Annotated in this window: 20 protein-coding genes; 12 read left to right on the forward strand and 8 right to left on the reverse strand. The window is 72.3% G+C overall.

The annotated features are described in order from the left end of the window. Positions 1-57: 57 nt before the first annotated feature. The 4 genes from P2H44_RS00335 to P2H44_RS00350 form a co-directional block, all read right to left on the reverse strand. On the reverse strand, positions 58-2,751 hold the full coding sequence (locus tag P2H44_RS00335; protein WP_275761419.1) for a sensor histidine kinase: 2,694 nt from the start codon (positions 2,749-2,751) through the stop codon (positions 58-60). Between the two features lie 10 nt (positions 2,752-2,761). Continuing rightward, positions 2,762-3,040: a hypothetical protein gene (locus P2H44_RS00340; RefSeq protein WP_275761420.1), complete on the reverse strand. Its 279-nt coding sequence runs from the start codon at positions 3,038-3,040 to the stop codon at positions 2,762-2,764. A gap of 42 nt (positions 3,041-3,082) precedes the next feature. Further along, the gene (locus tag P2H44_RS00345) at positions 3,083-3,454 is read right to left on the reverse strand and encodes a response regulator transcription factor (protein WP_275761421.1); all 372 of its coding nucleotides are present in this window, start codon (positions 3,452-3,454) and stop codon (positions 3,083-3,085) included. Between the two features lie 210 nt (positions 3,455-3,664). After that, on the reverse strand, positions 3,665-4,318 hold the full coding sequence (locus P2H44_RS00350) for a glutathione S-transferase (RefSeq protein ID WP_275761422.1): 654 nt from the start codon (positions 4,316-4,318) through the stop codon (positions 3,665-3,667). Between the two features lie 180 nt (positions 4,319-4,498). Between P2H44_RS00350 and P2H44_RS00355 the strand changes: the two genes are divergently transcribed. Next, entirely contained in the window at positions 4,499-5,707 is a 1,209-nt protein-coding gene (locus tag P2H44_RS00355) for a polyhydroxyalkanoate depolymerase (protein ID WP_275761423.1), read from the forward strand. A 99-nt stretch (positions 5,708-5,806) separates the two neighbouring features. On the opposite strand, the gene P2H44_RS00360 is transcribed toward P2H44_RS00355, so the two are convergent. The 4 genes from P2H44_RS00360 to ubiE all read right to left on the reverse strand — a co-directional run bounded on the left by P2H44_RS00360 (position 5,807) and on the right by ubiE (position 10,206). Further along, the gene (locus P2H44_RS00360; RefSeq protein WP_275761424.1) at positions 5,807-6,910 is read right to left on the reverse strand and encodes an alkene reductase; all 1,104 of its coding nucleotides are present in this window, start codon (positions 6,908-6,910) and stop codon (positions 5,807-5,809) included. A gap of 90 nt (positions 6,911-7,000) precedes the next feature. Next, entirely contained in the window at positions 7,001-7,630 is a 630-nt protein-coding gene (locus P2H44_RS00365; protein ID WP_275761425.1) for a TetR/AcrR family transcriptional regulator, read from the reverse strand. Positions 7,631-7,852: 222 nt separating this feature from the next. Next, entirely contained in the window at positions 7,853-9,397 is a 1,545-nt protein-coding gene (gene ubiB, locus P2H44_RS00370) for a 2-polyprenylphenol 6-hydroxylase (protein WP_275761426.1), read from the reverse strand. A 2-nt stretch (positions 9,398-9,399) separates the two neighbouring features. Further along, positions 9,400-10,206: a bifunctional demethylmenaquinone methyltransferase/2-methoxy-6-polyprenyl-1,4-benzoquinol methylase UbiE gene (gene ubiE / locus P2H44_RS00375; RefSeq protein WP_275761427.1), complete on the reverse strand. Its 807-nt coding sequence runs from the start codon at positions 10,204-10,206 to the stop codon at positions 9,400-9,402. A 37-nt stretch (positions 10,207-10,243) separates the two neighbouring features. Between ubiE and mutM the strand changes: the two genes are divergently transcribed. The 11 genes from mutM (at position 10,244) to P2H44_RS00430 (ending at position 23,859) form a co-directional block, all read left to right on the forward strand. Beyond that, entirely contained in the window at positions 10,244-11,107 is an 864-nt protein-coding gene (gene mutM / locus P2H44_RS00380; protein WP_275761428.1) for a bifunctional DNA-formamidopyrimidine glycosylase/DNA-(apurinic or apyrimidinic site) lyase, read from the forward strand. Positions 11,108-11,241: 134 nt separating this feature from the next. Continuing rightward, positions 11,242-12,018, forward strand: a complete 777-nt coding sequence (locus P2H44_RS00385; RefSeq protein WP_275761429.1) for an enoyl-CoA hydratase — start codon at positions 11,242-11,244, stop codon at positions 12,016-12,018. Positions 12,019-12,287: 269 nt separating this feature from the next. Then, a complete protein-coding gene (gene rpsT, locus P2H44_RS00390) occupies positions 12,288-12,554 on the forward strand; it encodes a 30S ribosomal protein S20 (protein WP_275761430.1) in 267 nt (88 codons plus the stop codon). 433 nt (positions 12,555-12,987) lie between these two features. After that, entirely contained in the window at positions 12,988-13,440 is a 453-nt protein-coding gene (locus P2H44_RS00395; protein WP_275761431.1) for a rhodanese-like domain-containing protein, read from the forward strand. A 164-nt stretch (positions 13,441-13,604) separates the two neighbouring features. Beyond that, the gene (gene dnaA / locus P2H44_RS00400; protein ID WP_462976254.1) at positions 13,605-15,125 is read left to right on the forward strand and encodes a chromosomal replication initiator protein DnaA; all 1,521 of its coding nucleotides are present in this window, start codon (positions 13,605-13,607) and stop codon (positions 15,123-15,125) included. Between the two features lie 394 nt (positions 15,126-15,519). Next, positions 15,520-16,638, forward strand: a complete 1,119-nt coding sequence (gene dnaN, locus P2H44_RS00405; protein WP_275761432.1) for a DNA polymerase III subunit beta — start codon at positions 15,520-15,522, stop codon at positions 16,636-16,638. A gap of 139 nt (positions 16,639-16,777) precedes the next feature. Next, a complete protein-coding gene (recF, locus tag P2H44_RS00410; protein WP_275761433.1) occupies positions 16,778-17,926 on the forward strand; it encodes a DNA replication/repair protein RecF in 1,149 nt (382 codons plus the stop codon). 188 nt (positions 17,927-18,114) lie between these two features. After that, the gene (locus P2H44_RS00415; protein ID WP_275761434.1) at positions 18,115-18,894 is read left to right on the forward strand and encodes an HpcH/HpaI aldolase family protein; all 780 of its coding nucleotides are present in this window, start codon (positions 18,115-18,117) and stop codon (positions 18,892-18,894) included. Then, complete coding sequence (locus tag P2H44_RS00420; protein WP_275761435.1) at positions 18,891-19,478, forward strand: hypothetical protein; 588 nt, start codon at positions 18,891-18,893, stop codon at positions 19,476-19,478. The genes P2H44_RS00415 and P2H44_RS00420 overlap by 4 nt, the downstream gene beginning before the upstream one ends. 123 nt (positions 19,479-19,601) lie before the next feature. Further along, a complete protein-coding gene (gene gyrB / locus P2H44_RS00425; RefSeq protein WP_275761436.1) occupies positions 19,602-22,055 on the forward strand; it encodes a DNA topoisomerase (ATP-hydrolyzing) subunit B in 2,454 nt (817 codons plus the stop codon). A 310-nt stretch (positions 22,056-22,365) separates the two neighbouring features. Next, positions 22,366-23,859 (forward strand): carboxypeptidase M32, encoded by a 1,494-nt coding sequence (locus tag P2H44_RS00430; protein WP_275761437.1) that lies wholly within the window; start codon positions 22,366-22,368, stop codon positions 23,857-23,859. Positions 23,860-23,863: the final 4 nt, after the last annotated feature.

A 23,863-nucleotide genomic window follows, 5' to 3' on the forward strand; every position in this document is an offset into this window, starting at 1 on the left:
TGCGGCGGAGGCCCCGGGGCAAGCTTGGGGCGCCAGCGTCGTCTCGGGCGGCCGGGGCTATTCCGCGGCGGCGGCGTCGGTTTCGGCGGGGCGGCGGGCGGCGGTCAGGCGGCATTCGAAGCGGGCGCCGGTCGCGGGGCGGGCGAGGGTCAGGTCGCCGCCGAAGCGGCGCAGGATCTCGCGGCTGATGGCCAGGCCCAGCCCCGCCCCGCCGCGGTCCTTTCGGTCCCACCCGCGGGAGAACTTCTGGAAGATCCGCTCGCGGTCCGCCTCGACCACGCCGGGGCCGTCGTCCTGGATGGCGATCACCACCTGGTCGCCGTCGCGCGCGGCCTCGACCCAGACCTGCGGGCGGGTCTTGTCGGAGTATTTCATCGCGTTCGACAGCAGGTTGATGAAGACCTGCGCCAGGCGGTCGGGCTCCCCCAGCACCCACAGCTCGGGTTCGTCGATGCGCAGCTGCACGTCGGCGCGCGCCTCCCGCGTGACGCCGCGCACGGTGTCGACGGCGCGGCGCAGCACCTCGGCGGCGTCGGTGGGGGCGACGTCGAGCTCCACCTGCCCCCGCTCCAGCACGCTGAGGTCGAGGATCTGGTCCAGCAGGCGGGTCAGGCGCAGGCTCTCGTCATGGATGATGCGCAGGAAGCGCTGCGCCTCGGGCCCCTCCATCGAGCCCGCCTCGAGCAGGATCTCGGAGAAGCTGCGCACGCTGGTCATCGGCGTGCGCAGCTCGTGGCTGACCTGGCTGAGGAAGTCGTCCTTCTGGGCGTCGAGCTCGCGCAGGCGGGCGTTGGCCTCGCGCAGCTGGGCGAGCGCGCGGGTCAGCTCGGTCGACTTGCGCTCGACCTCCTGGGAATACTCCATGATCCGCACCGTCTCGTCGGCGATGCGCATCAGCTCGGTCAGGGAGATCGTCTCGCCCCCCGCCGCCTTGGTGACCATGGCGTGCGCGGTGGCGGCGCCGACGGAGCCGGCGAGCTCCCTCTCCAGCCGCTGCACGAACTGGTCGGTGGCCGCCGGCAGGCCCTGGTCGCGGCCCTGCTCGGCGGCGGCGTCCATGAACAGGCGGCGGGCGGGCTCGGCCCCCAGGATGCGCTGGGCGAGGACGAACAGATCCTCGGAGGCGGCGGAGCGGCGCAGCACGCCGGCGGTGTCCTCGTCCCCGGTGCGGAACACGTCCACGAAGATCGCGGATTGCAGCCACTCCAGCGGGCTCGGGTCGCGCAGGAGGGAGACGACGGTCAGCAGGCCAACGTTGGCGAGCAGGCTCCAGAACGTCGCGTGGATCAGCGGATCCATGCCCTCGAGCCCGAAGAGCGCCTGGGGGCGCAGCAGGCTCAGGCCCCAGGGGCCGTCCGCCAGGATCGTCTCGGGCAGGCCGGCGGCGGGGAGCAGCAGGGTCCAGACCCAGACGGCAGCGCCGCCGCCCAGGCCGCAGAGCGCGCCCAGCCGGGTGGCCTGGCGGGTGTAGAGCCCCGCGATCAGCGGCGGCAGGAACTGCGCCGCGCCCAGGAAGGCGATCAGGCCGATGGAGGCGAGCGCCGCGTTGCCCTCGGAGGCCTGGTGCCACAGGAAGCCCAGCGCCAGCACCCCCACGATGGAGCCGCGCCGCCCCAGCAGCACGATGCGCCGCACGTCGCCCGAGAACGCCTCCGACTCCGCCCGCGCCCGCAGCGCCAGCGGCGTGACGATGTGGTTCGAGACCATGGTCGAGAGGGCGATGGAGCTGACGATCACCATCGAGGTGGCCGAGGAGAAGCCGCCCAGGAACACGAAGATCGCCAGCGCCGTCTTGCCCTCGGCCAGCGGCAGGGAGAGGACGAAGAGATCGGGATTCATCCCCTCGGGCAGCCAGCGCAGGCCGGCGGCGGCGATGGGCAGGACCGACAGGCACATCACCAGCAGGTAGAGCGGGAACAGCCAGGCGGCGGTGGCGAGCCCCCGCTCGTCGTCGTTCTCGACCACCGTCACCTGGAACTGGCGGGGCAGGCACAGGATCGCGGCGCCCGACAGCAGGGTGATGACCATCCAGCGGCTGTCGAAGGTGGTGTCGAGCTTCAGGAGCTCGGGCGTCATGTCGGCCATGGTCGCGCCGACCCCGCCGTAGAGGCCGAAGACCACGAAGGCCCCCACCGCCGTCAGGGCGGCGAGCTTGACCAGCGCCTCGACCGCGATGGCGGCGACGACGCCGAAGTGACGCTCGTTCACGTCCGGCGAGCGGGTGCCGAAGAGGACGGTGAACACCGCCATGCCCGCCGCCACCCAGAAGGCGGCGACGCCCCCCTCCTCCGCCTCGGGGCCGACGAAGAGGGCGAAGCTCTCGGTCACGGCCTTGAGCTGGAGGGCGATGTAGGGGGTGCAGGCGACGACCGCGAGCAGGGTGACGAGGACCGCGATCGACGGGCTCTTGCCGTAGCGCGAGGACAGCAGGTCGGCGATGGAGGTGATGCGCTGGGAGCGGCCGATGCGCACCATCTTGCGCAGCACCCACCACCAGCCGGCGAAGACCAGCGCGGGGCCGGTGTAGATCGCCACGAACTCGAGCCCCCCGCGCGCCGCCGAGCCGACGGCGCCGTAGAAGGTCCAGGACGTGCAGTAGACCGAGATCGACAGCGTGTAGACCAGCGGGGAGGTCAGCCAGTCGCCCCCCGGCCGGCGCATCCGCCGGTCCGCCCAGAAGGCCACGGCGAACAGGACGGCCACGTAGAGCAGGGCGACGCCCAGCAGCAGGTCGGTGGAGACGCCGCTCATCGCGCCGCGCTCACGGTTCGCGGTCGCGGCGCATCAGCCGGCGCGAGAGCATGCGGGTCGCGATCACCAGCCCCGTCCACAGCGCCAGCAGGAAGACCAGCGCGACGGGCGCGCCGAAGATGCGGCCGTCGTGGGCGAAGATCCGCACGAAGGGCGGCATCAGCGAGATGAAGGCGGCCAGCGGGATGATCGCGGCCAGCGCCTCGGCCCGGCGGCGGCGCAGGAAGCGGGGGCGCGGCCCGGGGGCGGGCTCCTCGCCGCCCGGCGGCAGGTCGGGCGCGGGGCTCACGCCCGGCCCCGGGGACGGCGCGGGAAGGGGCGAGGCCGGCGCTCAGCCGGAGATGAGGCGGTGCACATGGTCCACCACGTCGCGGTTCGAGAAGGGCTTGGTGATGAAGGCGTCGGCGCCGATGTCCTCGGCCGTGCGCCGGTCCTGCGCCTGGCCCTTGGCGGTCAGCATGATGACGGGAAGGCCGGTCAGCGCGGGATCGGCGCGCAGGCGTCGCAGCAGCTCGAACCCGTTCAGGCGGGGGAGCATCACGTCGAGGATCAGCAGGTCCGGCCGCTCGGCCTCGACCGACTGGAAGGCGCTTTCGCCATCCCCCGCCTCGGCGACGGCATAGCCCTCGCGGGCCAGGATGAAGCGCAGGGATTCGACGATGTGCGGCTCGTCCTCCGCGATCAGCACCCGCTTCGCGTTCATCCCTCGTCCTCCCAGGCGGCTCTCGGCGCGGAGCCCAGACGCGGGCTTCGTGCGGCCCGCCGTTCAGGTCAGATTAGGGCCAGTTGATAGGGGGGGGAAGCCCGTGAGTCGACCCATGGGTCAACCGCTCGCCCGCAGGGGGCGCGGGCGAGGCGGGAAAGGGACCGGGGAACGGCCCCGCGCAGGGGGGCCGTCAGGCGCGGGCGGGGATCAGAACTCGACCTCGAGCTCGACGATCTCGTCGGGCTCGGCCATGGCGCCGGCGGTCCATTCCTTCATCAGGTCCCATTCGAAGATCGTGTCGCAATAGGCCTGCAGCTTGGGATCCAGCTTGACGGCGTAGGTGCGGAAGCGGGTGCAGACCGGGGCCCACATGGCGTCGGCCATGGTGGGGCGGCCGAACAGGAACGGGCCGCCATAGGCGTCGAGGCACTCGGTCCAGATCTCCTTCACCCGCTCCACGTCGGGACGGGCGCCGGAGAAGATCTTGAAGCTCTTGTGCTCCGCCTTGAGGTTCATCGGCAGGGCCGAGCGCAGGTTGTAGAAGCCCGAGTGGATCTCCCCCGACACCGCGCGGCAGTGGGCGCGCTTGGCCTTGGGGTCGGGCAGCAGCCGCGCCTCGGGGTATTCCTCGTTGAGGTAGTTGGCGATGGCGAGCGTGTCCCAGACCGTGACCTCGCCGTCGACGAGGCGGGGCACCAGCACCGAGGGGCTGAGCAGCAGCAGCTCCTGGCGGTGGTCGGGATCGTCCATGTCGACCACGACCTCCTCGAAGTCGAGGCCCGCCATCTTGCACAGCAGCCAGCCCCGAAGCGACCAGGCGCCGTAGTTCTTGGACGAGATGGTCAGCGTCGCCTTCGCCATCGCGAAAACCCTCCGATCGTTGTCCCGCGCCCGTTGCGCACGGGTGCGCCGCCGCTTGCGGCGCCGTTACGGCTGCATCATACTCTTGAGAATGACGCAGTGCAGCAAAAATGTCTCGCACGTCGCGGGGCCTTGCGCTAGCGTTTCCTGAATACGGGGATGCGGTCCGGAGGCTCGTCCATGCTCTACCAAGCCTACCAGTTCAGCGACGACATGCTGGCGCCCCTGCGCCTGGCGGCGCGCTGGGGCCAGGTATGGAGCGGCGCCTGGACGAGGGGCGACGAGGTCCAGAAGCGCCTGGGCGCGACGCTGGAGATGCTGTCGCGCTTCCAGCTGACCCACGCCCGGCCCGAGTGGGGGATCTCCGAGGTCCAGGTCGGCAACCGCGTGGTTCCGGTGACCGAGGAGATCACGCTCGCCCTGCCCTTCGGCAACCTGCTGCGCTTCGCCAAGGACGTGGACGCGCCCCAGCCCAAGGTGCTGATCGTGGCGCCGCTGTCGGGCCATTTCGCCACCCTGCTGGCGGGCACCGTGAAGACGATGCTGCAGGACCACGACGTCTACATCACCGACTGGGCCAACGCCCGCGACGTGCCGATGCGCGAGGGGAAGTTCGGGGTCGAGGACTACATCGACTACCTGATCCGCTTCCTCGAGGAGATGGGCCCCGGCTCGCACGTGCTGGCGGTCTGCCAGCCCTGCGTGCAGACGCTGGCCGCCGTGGCGATCATGTCGGAACGCAGGAACAACTGCACGCCCCGCACCATGACCCTGATGGCCGGCCCCATCGACGTGCGCGAGAGCCCGACCTCGGTCAACGACCTCGCCAACGAGAAGACCCTGAGCTGGTTCAAGGAGCGGATGATCCAGACCGTGCCCTGGCGCCACAAGGGCGGGGGGCGGCGGGTCTATCCCGGCTTCGTGCAGCTGATGAGCTTCATGATGATGAACATGGAGCGGCACAAGGCGACGCACCAGCGGCTCTACGATCATCTCCAGGCCGGCGAGGAGGCCGAGGCCGAGAAGATCAAGACCTTCTACGACGAGTATTTCGCGGTCCTCGACCTGACCGAGGAATTCTACATCGAGACCATCGACCGGATCTTCCAGAAGGCGCAGCTCGCCACCGGCGAGTTCACCTACCGCGGCAAGCCGGTGGACCCCTCGAAGATCACCCGCACAGCGCTGCTGACGGTGGAGGGCGGGCGCGACGACATCTGCGCGCTGGGCCAGACCTCGGCCGCGCACGACCTGTGCTCATCCCTGCGGCCCCACCTGAAGCGCCACCACCTGCAGGCCAACGTGGGCCACTACGGCGTGTTCAACGGCAAGCGCTGGGACAACGAGATCTACCCGGTGGTGCGCAACATGATCCTCGCGATGGAGTGAGGCCGAGAGGCCCCTCCGGCGGCATGAATCAGGGCCCGGCGATCCCTCGCCGGGCCCTGTCGCGTTTCCGGGCGGGCTGCCCACAGGCCGACGTCGGCCTCAGGCCGCCTTGGACTGCGCCAGCGTCGGATAGTCCGTGTAGCCCTCGGCGCCGCCGCCATAGTAGGTCGCGCGGTCGCCCTCCTCGAGGGGGGCGTCGGCGGCCAGGCGCTCGGGCAGGTCGGGGTTGGCGATGTAGGGGCGGCCGAAGGCGATCACGTCCGCCGCGCCGCTCTCGACCGTCTTCATCGCCAGCTCGCGGTCATAGCCGTTGTTGGCCATGTAGGCCCCGTCGAAGAGCTTGCGCAGCTCGGCGATGGACTGGCCCTCGGCGAGCTCTCGCGGGCCGCCGGTCTGCCCCTCGACCAGGTGCAGGTAGGACATGCCGCGCCCCGCCAGGTGCGTGCCGATGGCGTGGGCGAAGGTGGTCATCGGGTCCGAGTCCGTCAGGTCGTTGGCGCCCGAGAACGGCGACAGGCGGATGCCGACGCGGCCGGCGGGGATCGCCCCGGTCACGGCGTCCACCACCTCGCCCAGCAGGCGGGCGCGGTTCTCGACCGAGCCGCCGTAGGCGTCGTCGCGCCGGTTGATGCCGTCCTTGAGGAACTGGTCGATCAGGTAGCCGTTGGCGGCGTGGATCTCGACCCCGTCGAAGCCGGCCTCCATCGCCCGCTCGGCGGCGCGGGCGTAGTCGTCGACGATGCCGGGGATCTCGTCCGTGCGCAGGGCGCGCGGGGTCGAGGTCGGCACGAAGCCCTTGTCCTTGAGGAAGGTCTGCATGTTGGCGCGCACGCCGGCCGAGGACAGCGGCGGCTCGCCGCCCGGCAGCAGGTCGGAATGGGCGATGCGCCCGACGTGCCAGAGCTGGATGACGATCTTGCTGCCCTTCTCGTGCACCGCCGAGGTGATGGCCTTCCAGCCCTCGACCTGCTGGGGCGTGTAGATGCCCGGCGTCATCGCGTAGCCCTTGGCGCGGGGCGAGATCTGGCTCGCCTCGGTGATCAGCAGGCCGCCGGAGGCGCGCTGGGCGTAGTACTCGACGGCGAGCGGCGAGGGCACGCCGGTCGCCTCGTCGGCCCGGTTGCGGGTCAGCGGCGCCAGCGCGATGCGGTTGGCGATCTCGATGTCGCCCAGGCGGGTCGGGGTGAAGAGCGGATGGGTCATGGGAGGCTCCGGGGATCAGGGGTCCGGTTTCTGGACCGTTCGTTCCATAATGAGGCGCGGGCCGGGGGAGGACCGGTCCGCGCCGGCGGGTCAGGCGCCGAGCAGGCGACGCGCCTCCTGGCGCAGGCCTTCGACGGTGTCGGGAGAGGCGCCCGATTTCAGCATTACGCCGGCGCCCAGCGCGATGGCGTAGGCGGCGCGGGCGCGGGGCGCCGCCTCGGCCGGACCCACCAGGGGCTCGGCCAGGGCGGCGAAATCCTCGACCAGGCGGTCGCGATGGGTCGAGACGATGCCGGCGACCTCCGGGTCGCGGGCGCCGAGCTCGGCCGCCGCGTCGCCGATGAAGCAGCCGGTGGGGGCCACCTCGCAGTCGAAATGGCCGTCGATGACGGCGCGGGCGCGCTCCGCCGGCGGGTCCTGCGGGCGGGCGAGGCCGCGCAGCTGCGCGCGGTGGGCGGCGCAGTAGCCCTCCAGCGCCGCCAGCATCGCGCCGCGCTTCGAGCCGAAGGCGTTGTAGAAGCTGGAGCGGCTGAGCCCGGCGGCGGAGATCAGGTCCTCGACGCTGGTCGCCTCGTAGCCCCTCTCGCGGAAGGTGCGGGTGAGGGCGGCGAGCACGCAGTCGGGATCGTAGGCGCGCGGACGCCCCGGGCCGCAGCGCCGCTCGGCGCAGGCGGTCGGCCAGCAGGCCGGAAGGGGGGAGAGGGGGGCGGCGTCCGTCATGGCAGGCGATATTGGAACGGCCGTTCCCGAATGCAAGCGGGCGCGGCTCACGGACGCGCGATGGGCGCGGGCGCCGGAGCGGAAACGAGCCCGGCGCTCGACCCGGGGCCTCGCCCCCGGGCGTCCGGCAGGCAGGCCCGCGCGACGGCCGCCCCGGGCGCGACCCGGCCAAGCCCGCCCGCAGGGCGCCTATGGGCCCGGGAGCCCGCCCCTCGGCGGGCGCTAGATCGCGAGCGCGATCGCCAGGGCCCCGGCGAGCCCCCCCAGCAGGCCCGCGACCACGCCCACCGCGATGGCGCGGCGCAGCTCCAGCCCCTGGTCCTGCACCTCGATCGGCTCGCCCTCGGCGAGCTTGGTCAGCAGCTTCTCGGCCATCTCCGGCATCCGGGGACCGAAGCGGGCCAGCACCTTGAAGGTCGCCTCGAGGTCCCGCTTCACCGCCTTGGGGCCGAGGTTGTCCTTCATCCACTCCTCGACCACGGGCTGGGCCGAGTTCCACATGTTGAGGTTGGGATCGAGCGTGCGGGCCACGCCCTCGACCACCACCATGGTGCGCTGGAGGAGGATCAGCTCGGTCCGCGTCTCCATCCCGAAGCGCTCGGTCACCTCGAACAGGTGGGCGAGCAGGCGGGCCATCGAGATGCGCGAGGCGTCCTGGCCGAAGATCGGCTCCCCGATCGAGCGCAGGGCCTGGGCGAAGGTCTCCAGGTCCTGGTCGGCGGGGACGTAGCCCGCCTCGAAATGCACCTCGGCGACGCGGTGGTAGTCCTTGCGCAGGAAGCCCAGCAGGATCTCGGCGTAGACGCGCCGCGTGTAGGGGTCGATCCGGCCCATGATGCCGAAGTCGAGCGCCACCAGCGTCCCGTCGCGGGCGATCTTGAGGTTCCCCTGGTGCATGTCGGCGTGGAAGAAGCCGTCGCGCAGGGCGTGGCGCAGGAAGCTGCGGATGATGAAGCGGCCCAGCTCCGGCAGGTCGTGGCCGCGCTCGGCCAGCAGGTCGACGTCGCCCAGCGGGTCGCCGTCGACCCATTCCAGCGTCATCACCCGCTTCTGCGACAGGCCCCACAGCACCGAGGGCACGCGGAAGCCCGCGTCCTGGATGGTGTTGGCCTGGAACTCGGAGGCGGCCGAGGCCTCGAGCCGCAGGTCCAGCTCGGTGGTGACCACGCCCTCGAAATGCTTGGTCACCGCGGTGGGGCGCAGGCGGCGGGCGGAGGGGGCCAGCACCTCGATGGTGCGGGCGATGAAATGGAAGGCCTCGACGTCCTTGCGGAAGGCGCGCTCGACCCCCGGGCGCAGGATCTTCACCGCCACGCGCCGGCCCGTCTCGCGCTCCACCGCCGGGTGGACCTGGGCGATGGAGGCGGCGGCGACGGGGGGGCCGAACTCGGAGAACGCGTCCTCGACCGGTCGGCCCAGCTCATGCTCGACCGTGGCGCGGGCCTCGGCGTCGGAGAAGGGGGCGAGCCGGTCCTGCAGCACCCGCAGCTCGCGCGCGAGCTTGGGGCCCGCGACGTCGGGGCGGGTCGAGAGGGTCTGGCCGAACTTCACGTAGGCCGGGCCCAGCGCGGTCAGCGCGCGGGGCACGGGCGGCAGGGCGGGGTCGCCCTTCAGGCCGAGCGGCGCGAGCGGCCAGCCCAGGATGCGCGCCGCCACCCGGATCGAGCGCGGCGCCTCGAGGGCGGCCAGCGCCTCCTCCATCGCGCCGGTGCGCTGGAAGGTGGCGCCGGTGCGCGCCAGCCGCCAGAGATTGGCGAAGACGCCCATGCTCAGATGCGCCAGCCGGAGTGGATCGCCGCCACGCCCATCGTGTAGTTGCGATAGCTGGCACGGGCGAACCCGGCCGCCTTCACCATGTCCAGGAAGGTCTCCTGGTCGGGGAACTTGCGGATCGACTCGACCAGGTACTGGTAGCTGTCGCGGTCGCCGGTCACCGCCTTGCCCATCGCCGGGATGACCGAGAAGGAATAGGCGTCGTAGGCCTTCTGCAGCATCGCGTCCGTCATCTGGGAGAACTCCAGGCACAGGAAGCGGCCGCCGGGCTTGAGCACGCGATAGGCCTCGTTCAGCGCCTCCTGCGGGCGGGTGACGTTGCGGATGCCGAAGGCGATGGTGAAGGCGTCGAAGCTGCGGTCGGGGAAGGGCAGCTTCATCGCGTCGCCCACCACCCAGTCGAGCTGCTCGGCGAAGCCCTGCGCGTCGGCGCGGCGGCACCCCTCCTCCAGCATGTCGGAGGTCAGGTCGCAGACCGTGGCGTGTCCGTCGCCCTTCAGGCGCTTGAGGAAGCGGAACGAGATGTCGCCGGTGCCCCCCGCGACGTCGAGCAGCTTCATGCCCGGGCGCGGCGCCATCCAGTCGATCAGCGCGTCCTTCCACAGCCGGTGGACGCCCCCCGACATCAGGTCGTTCATCAGGTCGTAGCGCGCGGCGACCGAGGAGAAGACCCCCCGCACCAGCTCCGCCTTCTGGCTCGCGGCCACCTTGCGGTAGCCGAAATCGGCGGTGTCCTCGACGGCCTCCCGGGCCGTCTCGGTCAGGGCCTGGGGCCCCTTGTCATTCTCGGTCGCGTCGGTCATGGCGTTTCCCTTAGCCGAAAGGAGCGCGCGCAGGAACATGCCCGAGCTGCCCGAAGTCGAGACGGTGCGTCGCGGGCTGGAGCCGGTGATGACCGGATCCCGCCTGGCGCGCGTCGAACAGCGCCGCCCCGACCTGCGCTGGCCCCTGCCCGAACGCTTCGTCGAGCGTCTGACCGGGACCACGGTGCTGCGCCTGCGGCGGCGCTCGAAATACCTCCTGGGGGACCTGTCGAGCGGCGAGACGCTGCTGATCCACCTCGGCATGACCGGGCGGATGCTGATCGGGCAGGAGGTCCAGGGGGAGTTCGTGCACGACCCCGGCCTGCATCCCCAGCACGACCACGTCGTCTTCCACCTGGAGCGCGCGGACGGCGCCGCCGCCCGCGTCACCTTCAACGACGTGCGCCGCTTCGGGGCGATGGACCTGATTCCGCCGGACGGGGAGGCGCGGCACTGGCTGCTGGCCTCGCTGGGGCCCGAGCCGCTGGGCAACCACTTCGACGCCGAGCTGCTGGCCGAGGCCTTCGCGGGCCGCAAGGCGCCGGTGAAGGCGCTGCTGCTGGACCAGCGAATCGTCTGCGGCCTGGGCAACATCTACGTGTGCGAGGCGCTGTGGCGGTCGGGAATCGCTCCCGCCCGCGCCGCCGGAAGGATCGGCCGGGCGCGCCTGGAAACGCTTGCGCAATCGGTGCGCGAGGTGCTGGTCGAGGCGCTCGACGCGGGCGGGTCCAGCCTGCGGGACTATCGGCAGGCCTCCGGCGAATTGGGCTATTTCCAGCACGCGTTCGCGGTTTACGGTCGCGAGGGAGAGGCCTGTCGGCGGGACGGGTGCGCCGGCGTCGTGGCGAGGATGGTGCAGTCGGGTCGCTCGACCTTCCATTGCCCCCGATGCCAGCGCTGAGCGAGGGATGACGTCGCGACGACCGGGGCCGAGTGCGCCTTGATCGGCCGGCGCCGCTCCGTTAACACCCGCCGGCCGGCTTCAAGGAGGGCGAAGCCGCCCCGCCAGAGGGACCGCAGCAACGGGAGGGGCCGATGGCCTACGCCAACCTGATCGCAGAGACCCGGGACCACGTCGGGCTCGTCAAGCTCAACCGCCCCGACGCGCTGAACGCGCTGAACCAGGAGCTGCTGAACGAGCTGGGCGAGGTGCTCGCCAAGTTCGACGCGGACGACAAGATCCGCTGCATCGTGCTGACCGGCTCGGCGAAGGCCTTCGCCGCCGGCGCCGACATCAAGGAGATGTCGGACAAGACCGCCACCGAGATGTTCAAGCTCGACTTCTTCGCGGACGGCTGCCGCGCGATGGAACGGACCCGCACGCCGATCATCGCCGCCGTGGCCGGCTACGCCCTGGGCGGCGGCTGCGAGCTGGCGATGCTGTGCGACTTCATCCTGGCCGCCGACACCGCCAAGTTCGGCCAGCCCGAGATCAATCTGGGCGTCATCCCCGGCATGGGCGGCACCCAGCGCCTGACCCGCTACGTGGGCAAGGCCAAGGCCATGGAGATGTGCCTGTCGGGCCGCTTCATGGGCGCCGAGGAGGCCGAGCGCGCCGGGCTCGTCAGCCGGGTGATCCCGGCCGACAAGCTGCTGGACGAGGCGATGGCGGTGGCCGCCAAGATCGCCGACAAGTCGCCCATCGCCTCGATGGCCGCCAAGGAGGCGGTGAACCGCGCCTACGAGACCACGCTCGCCGAAGGCGTGATGTTCGAGCGCCGGCTGTTCCACGGGCTGTTCGCCTCCGAGGACCAGAAGGAAGGCATGGCCGCCTTCATCGAGAAGCGCGAGCCGCAGTTCCGCGGCCGCTGAGCCGGTCGGCGCCCCGCCGGCCCTGGGCGCAAGCCCTCGGGCGCGAGGACGTCGAATCGCGCGACGGATTCGGACGCAGGGGAAGGGGTCGAGTCGCCCGCCGCCCCCGGGTTCGGAGAGACGACGCGCCGCGCCGGTTTCCGGCGTGGCGGAAAGTACAGACGGCGAAGGCGTTTGACCGGAAGGTTCCGCTCCGCCGTTGACCCCTCGCGGGCCGACGTGTATACGCCGCGCCTCACGTTAGAACGAGCAGAACTCGGGAATCACAGATGGCCAATTCGCCGTCCGCACGCAAGCGCATTCGCCAGATCGAGCGCCGCACCGCGGTCAACAAAGCCCGTCGCAGCCGCATCCGCACCTTCATCCGGAAGGTCGAGGAAGCGATCGCCAAGGGGGACGCCTCCGTCGCCGCCGAGGCGCTGAAGAGCGCCCAGCCGGAGATCATGCGGGGCGTCACCAAGGGCGTGCTGCACAAGAACACCGCCTCGCGCAAGGTTTCGCGCCTGGCGTCGCGCGTGAAGGCCCTCTCGGCCTGATCGCCCGGCCGGACCTGGATCCGGCCTTCCGACACGAGACGAGGTCGATGCTTCGCGCATCGCGCCGGTCGGCATGGCCGACCGGCGCGTCTTGTCGTGGCGTCACGGTTTCGCCACCGTCTTGTCATGTTCTCCATTTCGTCCTGTTGCCAGCCCGGCCGCGCTCGGCCTAAAGTCGAACCTGCGCTGTTCGAGGGACACAGGACGGCCTCCAAGTAAAACTAGAGTCGGAATCGCTCGGGGTGAGAATGCTCACCGCGAGGCGGTAACGGTTTTACTTTGCTGCGGCGCAACGAGTTCGGAGGGCATGGCGCAATGAGTCAACGACTTGCCAGAAAATCGGCCGCGCGACTTGCCGACGCCTTGCGGGATTTCGGGCCGGCCGCCTACCATACCCCCGATTCCACCGGGACCGTCTGAGGGAGACTAGCAGGTGACGCAGGATTCGGGCTCGATCGCGGGCATTCCCCAGCTGGCTCCGGCGCAAGCCTACGAGGCGCTGTCGGGCGGGGACGCCGCGCTGGTGGACGTGCGCACGCGCGCCGAGTGGGCCTGGGTCGGCCTGCCCGACCTGTCCCCGATCGGCGCGCAGCCGATCCTGGTGGAATGGCAGCGCTACCCCGACATGACCCGCAACCCCGCCTTCGTCGAGCAGGTGCTGGCCGCGCTGGGCGAGACCCCGCCCGCCAAGCTGCTGTTCCTGTGCCGCTCGGGCGGGCGCTCGCAGCAGGCGGCGCTCAGCGTCGCCGCGGCGCTGGCCGACAAGGGCGTCGACTGCGCGTGCTGCAACGTCGCCGAAGGCTTCGAAGGCGATCTCGGCCCCGACAACCATCGCGGCGGCGTCAACGGCTGGAAGGTCCGCGGCCTTCCCTGGGTCCAGAGCTGACCCGACCGGACGCCGCCCGCCCCGCCCCGACCGCCGCCCGATTCCCCAAGGGCGATGCCGCCCCCGCAGGAGCCCGAATGCCCGCCATGACTTCCCCGGATGGCCCGGCGCACGGCCGCCCCCCGTACCCGTCGTTCGAATCCCCCCGCGATTGTCCCCCGGCGCTGGTCGCCGCGTGGGATCGGGCGAAGGGACGCGTGCGCGACGAGATCGGCGAGGCGCTGCACGACAGCTGGATCGCCAACCTCGAGATCGAGGGCGCCGGCAAGGGCGTGGCCAAGCTGACCGCCCCCACGGTGTTCATCGCCGAGTGGGTGGACCGCTACTACGCCGAGAGCCTGCTGCGCGCCCTGCGCGCGGAGCTGCCGAACCTCCAGCGCGTCGACCTGCGCTGCGCGCCCCGCCGCGCCGCCGACAACGGCCGGGCCGACGGCGCCCGCGCCATGAACGGCCATGACGACGACGGCCTGGCGCCCGAGCCCGCGCGCCGCCGCGCCGACGGCCCCTCGGCCCCCGCGCCGGCCGCCCAGGCCGCGCGCCGCGCGGTCGAGAGCGCCGCCGCCCGCCGCGAGGAGGTCTCCGAGGCCGCCCCCGCGGCCCGCCCGGCCGAGACGCGCGCCGCCGCGACCACCGATCCGGGCGAGTCGCCCTCGATCCCGCTGGACCCGCGCTTCACCTTCGACCGCTTCGTGGTCGGCAAGCCCAACGAGCTCGCCCACGCCGCCGCCCGGCGCGTGGCCGAGGGCGGGGACGTCACCTTCAACCCGCTGTTCCTCTATTCCGCGTCCGGCCTGGGCAAGACCCACCTGATGCACGCCATGGCCTGGCGCCTGCAGCAGAGCCGCCCCGAGGCGAAGGTGGTCCTGCTGACCGCCGAGCAGTTCATGTACCGCTTCATCCAGGCGCTGCGCTCGAAGGACATGATCGGCTTCAAGCAGATCTTCCGCTCGGTCGACGTGCTGATGATCGACGACGTGCAGTTCATCGCCGGCAAGGACTCGACGCAGGAGGAATTCTTCCACACCTTCAACGCGCTGGTCGACCAGGGCAAGCAGGTGGTGATCTCCGGCGACCGCAACCCGGTCGACATGGAGCACCTGGAGGAGCGGATCCGCTCGCGCCTCCAGTGGGGGCTGGTCGTCGACCTGCACCCCACCGACTACGAGCTGCGCCTGGGCATCCTGCAGTCCAAGCTCGACCTGCTGCAGGCCTCCCACCCCGAGGTGGTGATCCAGCCGCGGGTGCTGGAGTTCCTGGCCCATCGCATCAGCTCGAACGTCCGCGTGCTGGAAGGCGCGCTGACCCGGCTGACCGCCTTCGCCAGCCTCGTCGGCCGCCCGGTCGACCTCGACATGGCGCAGGAGTGCCTGGCCGACATCCTGCGCGCCGCCGACCGCAAGGTCACGGTCGAGGAGATCCAGCGCAAGGTCGCGGCCCACTACAACGTGCGCCTGACCGACCTGCTGTCGCCCCGCCGCGCCCGCGTGGTGGCCCGGCCGCGGCAGGTGGCGATGTGGCTGTCGAAGACCCTGACCTCGAAGAGCCTGCCCGACATCGGCCGGCGCTTCGGCGGGCGCGACCACACCACGGTCATCCACGCCTGCAAGACCATCGAGAAGCTCAAGGAAACCGACAGCCAGATGGCCGAGGACCTGGAGCTGCTGCGGCGGATGCTGGAGGCCTGAGGCCTCCGCCCGCGGCCCCGGGCGGCCGCGACGACGACCCCTCTCCCCGATCTCCGTTCCCGCCGTCCGGCCGCAAGGCCGGGGGATCGCGCGCGCCGGCGCCGGGCCGCGCGGCCTGACCCTGCGGCGGGGACTCGTCATGCGGGTCGCGGCCCTCGCCCCGCCCCGCGGGGCCGGGGCGGCGTGCGGTCGCGGCGCCGTGGGCGCGGATGCGCCGGACGGCCGAAATTCGAAGGGCGTCGCGGCCGCAAGGCGCGCCGAACCGTTGCGCCCGGCGCGCGAGCCGCTAGTGTGATCGCCCGAACAACGCAGGTCCCCCGCCCGCGCGCCGCCGCGACCGCGCGCGCCGGGAAATGGGGCGACCGACCGACCGGACGAGGGACCACGGGGGACCATGAAGATCAGCGTCGAGCGGGCGGCCCTCCTGAAGGCCATGAGCCGCGCCCAGGGCGTCGTCGAGCGCCGCACCACCATCCCGATCCTGTCGAACGTGCTGCTGGAGGCCTCGGGCGACACGCTGTCGATCCGCGCGACCGACCTGGACGTCGAGGTGCTGGAGCAGATCCCGGCGCTGGTCGAGCAGGCCGGCGCCACCACCGCGCCCGCGCACATGCTGCACGACATCGTGCGCAAGCTGCCCGACGGCGCGCAGGCGAGCCTGATCGACGACCCGGCCTCGGGGCGTCTGGAGGTCCGCGCCGGCCGCTCGGACTTCAAGCTGGCGACGCTGCCGCGGGAGGATTTCCCGGTGATGGCGTCGGCCGACTACGCCTGCGATTTCGAGGCGCCGGCGAAGGTGCTGCGCCGGCTGTTCGACAAGGCGAAGTTCGCGATCTCGACCGAGGAGACGCGCTACTACCTCAACGGCGTCTACATGCACGTGGCCGACGGGGCCGAGGGCAAGGCGCTGCGCTGCGTGGCGACCGACGGCCACCGGCTGGCGCGGGTCGACGCGCCCCTGCCCGCGGGGGCCGAGTCGATGCCCGGCGTGATCGTGCCGCGCAAGACGGTGGGCGAGCTGAACCGGCTGCTGTCGGACGACGAGGCGGTGATCCAGGTGGGCGTCTCCGAGACCAAGGTGCGCTTCGCCTCGGGCGGGGTGGCGCTGACCTCGAAGGTCATCGACGGCTCCTTCCCCGACTACACCCGCGTGATCCCGCAGGGGAATCCCAAGCGGATGGAGGTGGACGCGGCCGAGTTCGCCTCGGCCGTCGACCGGGTGGCCACGGTCAGCTCCGAGCGCTCGCGCGCGGTGAAGCTGTCGCTGTCGGAGGATCGGCTGGTCCTGTCGGTGAACGCCCCGGATTCGGGCGCGGCGACCGAGGAGGTGGCGGTCGCCTACGGGGACGACGCGCTGGAGATCGGCTTCAACGCCCGCTACCTGCTGGAGATCGCAGGCCAGGTGGACCGCGAGAACGCGGTGTTCCTGTTCAACAATTCCGGCGACCCGACCCTGGTGCGGGAGGGCGACGACGAAAGCGCCGTCTACGTCGTCATGCCGATGCGGGTCTGAGGACCCGGCTTTCCCATAGCGATGCGCCTCTTGCGGGGCGGGGCGGATTCCCGGGCGCGGAGGCGCCCTGCGGGCGGGCTTGGGCCTGCCGCGGGCCGGCGCGCCCGGGCCGCCGCCGCTCGGCAGGGGGGGCCGGCGCATGAGCCATGTCGCGGCGCTCGCCCTGTCGCATTTCCGTTCCCACAAGCTGGCGCGGCTGGCGCCCGGCGGGCGCTCGGTCGCGCTCTACGGCCCCAACGGGGCGGGCAAGACCAACCTGCTGGAGGCGGTCTCGATGCTGTCCCCCGGCCGCGGCCTGCGGCGGGCGGAGGGCGAGGCGCTGGCCCGGCGCCCCGAGTCGCTGGGCTGGCGGGTGCAGGCGCGGATCGAGACGCCCGAGGGCCTGCACGAGGTGGAGACGGGGGCCGAGCAGCCCGGCGCCTCGCGCAGCGTGCGCATCGACGGCAAGCCCGCGCCGCAGACCCGGCTGGGCGCGCTGCTGCGCATGGCCTGGCTGACCCCCTCGATGGACCGGCTGTGGACCGAGGGCGCGGCGGAGCGGCGGCGCTTCCTCGACCGCACCGCGATGGGCTTCGATCCCGACCATGCCGAGGCCTCGGTCGCCTATGAGAAGGCGATGCGCGAGCGCAACCGCCTGCTGAAGGACGACGTGCGCGACGCCCGCTGGCTGGACGCGCTGGAGGCGCGGATGGCGGCCTCGGGCGCGGCGGTCGCGCGGGCGCGGGCGGTGGCGCTGATCCGGCTGCGCGAGGCGCAGGCAGGGGCCGAGACCGCCTTCCCCGCCGCCGAGCTGACGTTGGAGGGCGCGCCCGACGCCGACGCGGCCGCGGCGCTGGCCGAGGGCGCCTCGGCCGAAGAGGCGCAGGCCGGGGCGGAGGCGTCGCTGCGCGAGGCGCTGGCTTCGGGCCGCGGCGCGGATTACGCCGCCGGGCGCACCCTGACCGGGCCGCACCGGGCCGACCTGCGGGCGGTCTACGCGGCCAAGGGGATCGAGGCGCGGCTGTGCTCGACCGGGGAGCAGAAGGCGCTGCTGATCTCGCTGGTGCTCGCCACCGCCCGGGCGCTCGCCGCGCAGACCGGCACGCCGCCGCTGCTGCTGCTGGACGAGGTGGCGGCGCATCTCGACGAGGGCCGGCGCGCCGCGCTCTACGCCGAGATCCGGGCGCTGGGGGCGCAGGCCTGGATGACGGGGACCGAGGCGGAGCTGTTCGCGGCGCTGGGGGAGGAGGCGCTGCGGGTCGAGGTCTCGGAAGGCGAGGGCGGCACGATCCTCGCGCCTCTCGACTGAGGCGGGCGCGCCCCTACCGCCGGAAGGACGTCCGCCGGCGGAGGGCGTCCGCCGCCGTCCCGCCCAAGCCCGCCCGAAGGGCGCCTCCGCGCCCCGGGGCCCGGCCGCGCGTTGGACCCTCCGGCGACGCTCGCGCGGCGCTCTCGCGCGGCGTAGGATCCCGGCCGCAGCCTCGGGAGGGACCTCCGATGAAATTCCGCGACAAGCTGGCCGAACCCGGCCGCGCGCTCTCGATCCAGTTCGCCACCATCCCAAGCCCGGTGGTCACCCAGGCGATGGCCGCGGCGGGGGCCGACGGGGTGCTGATCGACATGGAGCACGGGGCCGTCGACTGGGCGACCTGCCACGCGATGATCGCGGCGACCCAGGGGTTCGACTGCTCGCCCGCCGTGCGGATCTCGAAGATCGACGAGGCGGAGTGCAAGCGCGCGCTCGACATGGGGGCCGAGGGGATCTGCTTTCCCTTCGTGAACACCGCCCGGGACGCCGCCCGCTGCGTCGCCTCCCTGCGCTATCCGCCCGAGGGGACGCGCGGCTGGGGGCCGTTCCTGGCCGCGTCGCGCTGGGACGCGCAGCTTTTCGACTACCAGCCCCGCTTCGGCGACCGCCCCTACGGGTATCTCACCCTCGAGACGGCCGAGGCGGCGCAGAACGCGGCGGAGATCTGCGCCGTGCCCGGCGTCGACATCGTGGTGATGGCGGCCTTCGACCTGAGCTCGGACCTCGGGGTCGCCGGCCGCTTCGACCACCCCGACTTCCTGGCCGCGGCGAAGAAGATCGAGGACGCGGCCCTCGCCGCCGGCATCCCGCTGGCGGGCGGCGCGCGGGACGAGGCGCAGATCCGCGCCATGAAGGCCCGCGGCTACCGCATCTTCGCGAATTTCGACGTGCTGATGCTGAAGGGCGCGACGGCGGCGCAGGCCGGCTGGGTCCGCCGGCCGGACGCCGCCCGCGAAGGCGAGGCATGAGGGCCCCCGCAATCATCCGGCCCAGCCGCCCGCTGCTGATCGCCGCCGGCCTCAAGCGACGCCCTCATGAGACCTTCACCCGAGCCATCGGCGACGCGTTCGAGGCCGGCGTGCAGCTCTGGGGATACAGCCCGCACGGCATCCCGCAAGTGGCGCCGGTCTCGGTCGTCTACTGGATGCCGGTCCAACGGCTCATGCGGGACGCCGGCCTGCGCGCCGGCCTGTGGTATCTGCCGACCTGGAGCGAGCGGCATCATCCGACCCTCGACATCGATCGCCTGCCGGAGTTCGACATCGAGGCCGAGATCGACAGGCTCGTCCGCTTCTGTCTGGAGCGAGCCTTGCCCATCGCCGAGGCCGCGGCGACTCCGCAGGCCATCCGGCGGCGCATCGCTCAGGATCCGCCATTCTGCGGCAGTCCGATCCCGGTGGTCGCAGCCCGCCTGCACATGGACGGACCGGAGGCGGCGCTCGAGGCGGCGAGGGGCTGGCGGCGCTGGCCCGGGTGGGGCAACCCGTTTCCCGCCTTCGAAATGCTCGAGCGCCACGTCGAGATGCTGGCCCGCCGCGCCAGGGCGCATTGACCCTCGCGCGGATCCCGCCGCCCGAAAACGCCGCCATATCTAGAGAACGCGCGCGTGCGCGCGCGTGGACTTCGCCCCATGCGGCGGATAAGGTGCGCCAGCCCACCGGAGAACAGGACGAGCATGAGCGACGAGGCCCAGCCGGGCGCCGACTACGGCGCGGATTCCATCAAGGTCCTCAAGGGGCTGGACGCGGTGCGAAAGCGCCCGGGCATGTACATCGGCGACACCGACGACGGCTCGGGCCTGCACCACATGATCTACGAGGTGGTGGACAACGCCATCGACGAGGCGCTGGCCGGCCATGCCGACCGGGTGACCGTCACGCTGCATGCCGACGAGTCGGTCTCCGTCTCGGACAACGGCCGCGGCATCCCCGTCGACATGCACAAGGAGGAGGGGGTCTCGGCCGCAGAGGTCATCATGACCCAGCTCCACGCCGGCGGGAAATTCGACCAGAACTCCTACAAGGTCTCGGGCGGCCTGCACGGGGTGGGCGTCTCGGTGGTGAACGCGCTGTCGGACTGGCTGGAGCTGCGCATCTGGCGCGCCGGCAAGGCCCACTACGCGAAGTTCGAGCATGGCGCGACGGTCGAGCCGCTGCGCGTCACCGGCGAGGCCGAGGGCAAGAAGGGCACCGAGGTGCGCTTTCTCGCCAGCCTCGACACCTTCTCCAACCGCCAGTTCGTGTGGAAGACGCTGGAGCATCGCCTGCGCGAGCTCGCCTTCCTCAACTCCGGCGTGCGCATCCTGCTGACCGACGAGCGCTCGGCCGAGCCGCAGCAGGAGGAACTGTACTACGAGGGCGGGATCGAGGCCTTCGTGCGCTACCTCGACCGCTCCCGCAACCCGCTGATGTCCGGGCCCATCGTGGTGAAGGGCGAGCGCGACGGCATCGAGGTCGAGGCCGCGATGTGGTGGAACGACGGGTACCACGAGACGGTGCTGCCCTTCACCAACAACATCCCCCAGCGCGACGGTGGCACCCACCTGGCCGGCTTCCGGGGGGCGCTGACGCGCACGATCAACAGCTACGTCGCCTCCTCGGGCATCGCCAAGAAGGAGAAGGTCTCGCTGACCGGCGACGACGCGCGCGAGGGGCTGACCTGCGTGCTCTCGGTGAAGGTGCCGGACCCCAAGTTCTCCTCCCAGACCAAGGACAAGCTGGTCTCGTCGGAGGTGCGCCCGGCGGTCGAGAACCTGATGAACGAGAAGCTCGCCGAGTGGTTCGAGGAGAACCCCAAGGAAGCGCAGAACGTGGTGGGCAAGATCGTCGAGGCCGCGCTGGCCCGCGAGGCCGCCCGCAAGGCGCGCGAGCTGACCCGGCGCAAGACCGCGATGGACGTGGCCTCCCTGCCCGGCAAGCTGGCGGACTGCCAGGAGAAAGACCCGGCGAAGTCCGAGCTCTTCATCGTCGAGGGCGACTCGGCCGGCGGCTCGGCCAAGCAGGGCCGCCACCGCGGCAACCAGGCGGTGCTGCCGCTGCGCGGCAAGATCCTCAACGTCGAGCGGGCGCGCTTCGACAAGATGCTGTCGTCCGACCAGGTGGGCACGCTGATCACCGCGCTGGGCACCGGCATCGGGCGCGACGAGTTCGACCTCGGCAAGCTGCGCTATCACAAGATCATCGTGATGACGGACGCCGACGTCGACGGCGCCCATATCCGCACCCTGCTGCTGACCTTCTTCTACCGGCAGATGCCCAGCCTGATCGAGGCGGGGTATCTCTATATCGCGCAGCCGCCGCTCTATAAGGTCTCGCGCGGGAAGTCGGAGGTCTACCTCAAGGACGAGCGGGATCTGGAGAACTTCCTGATCCGCGAAGGCTCGGCCGACGCCTCGCTGGAGCTGGCGAACGGGGAGGTGCGCACCGGCCCCGACCTGCTGGCCGTGATCGACGAGGCGCGCGCCGCCCGTACGCTGCTGAACGCCTTCCCCACCAACTACCCGCGCTTCATCCTCGAGCAGGCCGCCATCGCCGGCGCCTTCGAGGCAGGGACCTACGCCGCCGACCCGCAGGGGGTGGCGGACGCGGTGGCGGCGCGGCTCGATTCCGTCTCGCCCGACACCGAGCGGGGCTGGAAGGGCGAGCCGACCGGCGACGGCGGCCTGCGCCTGACCCGCACCCTGCGCGGCGTGACCGAGACGCGGATGCTGGACGCGGCCGTGTTCCGCGGCGGCGAGGCGCGCCGGCTCGCCTCGATCGCGCCGGGGCTGGCGGAGGTCTACTCCGGCGGGCTGGGCGCCGACGGGCTGGCGGCCACCACCAACCCCGTCACCCTGCGCCGCAAGGACCGCGGCTATCCCGCCCGCGGCCCGCAAGAGCTGCTGGACCTCGTGATGGCCGAGGGCGAGCGCGGGCTGAGCCTGCAGCGCTACAAGGGCCTGGGCGAGATGAACCCCGACCAGCTGTGGGAGACGACGCTCGATCCCGACGCGCGCACCCTGCTGCAGGTGCGCATCGACGACATGGAAGAGGCGAACGACATCTTCTCGCGCCTGATGGGCGACGTGGTGGAGCCGCGCCGCCAGTTCATCCAGGACAACGCGCTGAACGTCGAGAACCTGGACGTCTGAGGCGGAAGGGCGCCGCCGGGGCGACTCGGGCGGGACTCCCGCCGCCGTCCATGGCAAGCTGAACGGGCCCGGCGGAGCGTCGGGCCCGTTCGCTTTCGGGCGCGGCCGGCCGGGCGCGGCGGCTGCGCGGTCTGGTCGCGCCGCCCGGGCGTCCCGGCGGATCGGCCGGATGGCCCGCGTTCAGCTTGGGTGTGGCAGTGTCCCGCGTCGATCTTTCGGCGGGATGCGGCGCTTCCCCGGACCGACCGGAGGGCGCCGCGCCCGTCCCCCCCAGGCCATGCCCGCGGGCAGGCCGCCGCCAAAGGACCCCATGACGCCAGACGACGCCTACGCCGCCCTGCTCGATCACGCCCGCCGCGTCGCCGCGCTGGAACAGGCGGCCGGCCTGCTGGGCTGGGACCAGGAGACGATGATGCCGCCCCGCGCCGCCCCGCAGCGGGCGGAGCAGATGGGCGCGCTGGCCGCGGTGCTGCACCAGATGCGCACCGATCCGCGCCAGCGCGACTGGCTGGACGCGGCCGAGGGCCTGGCCGACCCCGCCCCCGACGTGCGCGCCGACCTGCGCGAGGCGCGCCGCGCGCTGGACCGGGCCGCCCGCCTGCCCGACGGGCTGGCCGAGGCGCTGGCCCGCGCCCGCTCCTCCAGCCACCAGACCTGGGCGGAGGCGCGGGGCGCGCGCGACTTCGCCGCCTTCGTCCCCGCGCTGACCGAGGTGCTCGCCCTGCGGCGGGAGGAGGCGCTGGCCCTGGCCGACCCGGGGCAGGACCCCTACGACGCGCTGCTGGAGGACTACGAGCCCGGCGCCCGCGCGGCGGAGCTGGAGCCGGTCTTCGCCCGCCTGCGCGAGGGGCTGACCGCGCTTCTGGACCGGATCCGCGGCGCCTCGGCCAGGATCCCGCGGATCTCGGGCGCCTTTCCCGAAACGGCGCAGATGGCGCTGGCCCATGAGCTGGCGGCCGACTGCGGCTACGATTTCGCGGCCGGGCGGCTGGACCGGGCGGTGCATCCGTTCTCGTCCGGCTCGGGGCAGGACGTGCGGATCACCACCCGCGTCGACCCCGCCGACCCGACCGAGTGCATCTTCGCCACGATGCACGAGACGGGACACGCGCTCTACGAGCAGGGGATCGACCCGGCGCTGGCCTGGCGGCCGTCGGGGACACATGCCTCGATGGGCGTGCACGAGAGTCAGTCGCGGTTCTGGGAGAACCACGTCGGCCGCTCGGCCGCCTTCGCGCCGTTCCTGCACGACCGCATGAAGATCGCCTTCGGCGCCCTGGGCCTGCGCAGCCCCGAGGCGCTGTTCGCCGCGGTGAACGCGGTCGGCCCCGGCTTCATCCGCACCGCCGCGGACGAGGCGCAGTACGACCTGCACATCCTGATGCGCTTCGACCTGGAGCGGGCGCTGCTGTCGGGCGACCTGCCCGTGGCGGACCTGGAGGTCGCCTGGGCGGACCGGTTCGAGGCCGACTTCGGCCGCCGCCCGCCCCATGCCGCGCTGGGCTGCCTGCAGGACGTGCACTGGTCGGAGGGGCTGATCGGCTACTTCCCGACCTACACGCTGGGCAACCTGAACGCCGCCGCGCTGGCGGCCGCCATGCGCCGCGACCTGGGCGACCTGGACGCGCGGCTGGGCCGCGGGGACCTGGCCGCGCCGCTCGCCTGGCTGCGGGAGAAGGTGCATCGCCACGGCCGCGTCCTGCCCGCGACCGAGCTGATGACCCAGGCCTGCGGCGGCCCGGTGGACGAGAAGCCGATGCTGGCGGCGCTGGAGGCGAAGTTCGGCGCGATCTACGGCTTCTAGGCCG

It is taken from the genome of Albimonas marina, assembly GCF_029223255.1.
Taxonomy (GTDB): domain Bacteria; phylum Pseudomonadota; class Alphaproteobacteria; order Rhodobacterales; family Rhodobacteraceae; genus Albimonas.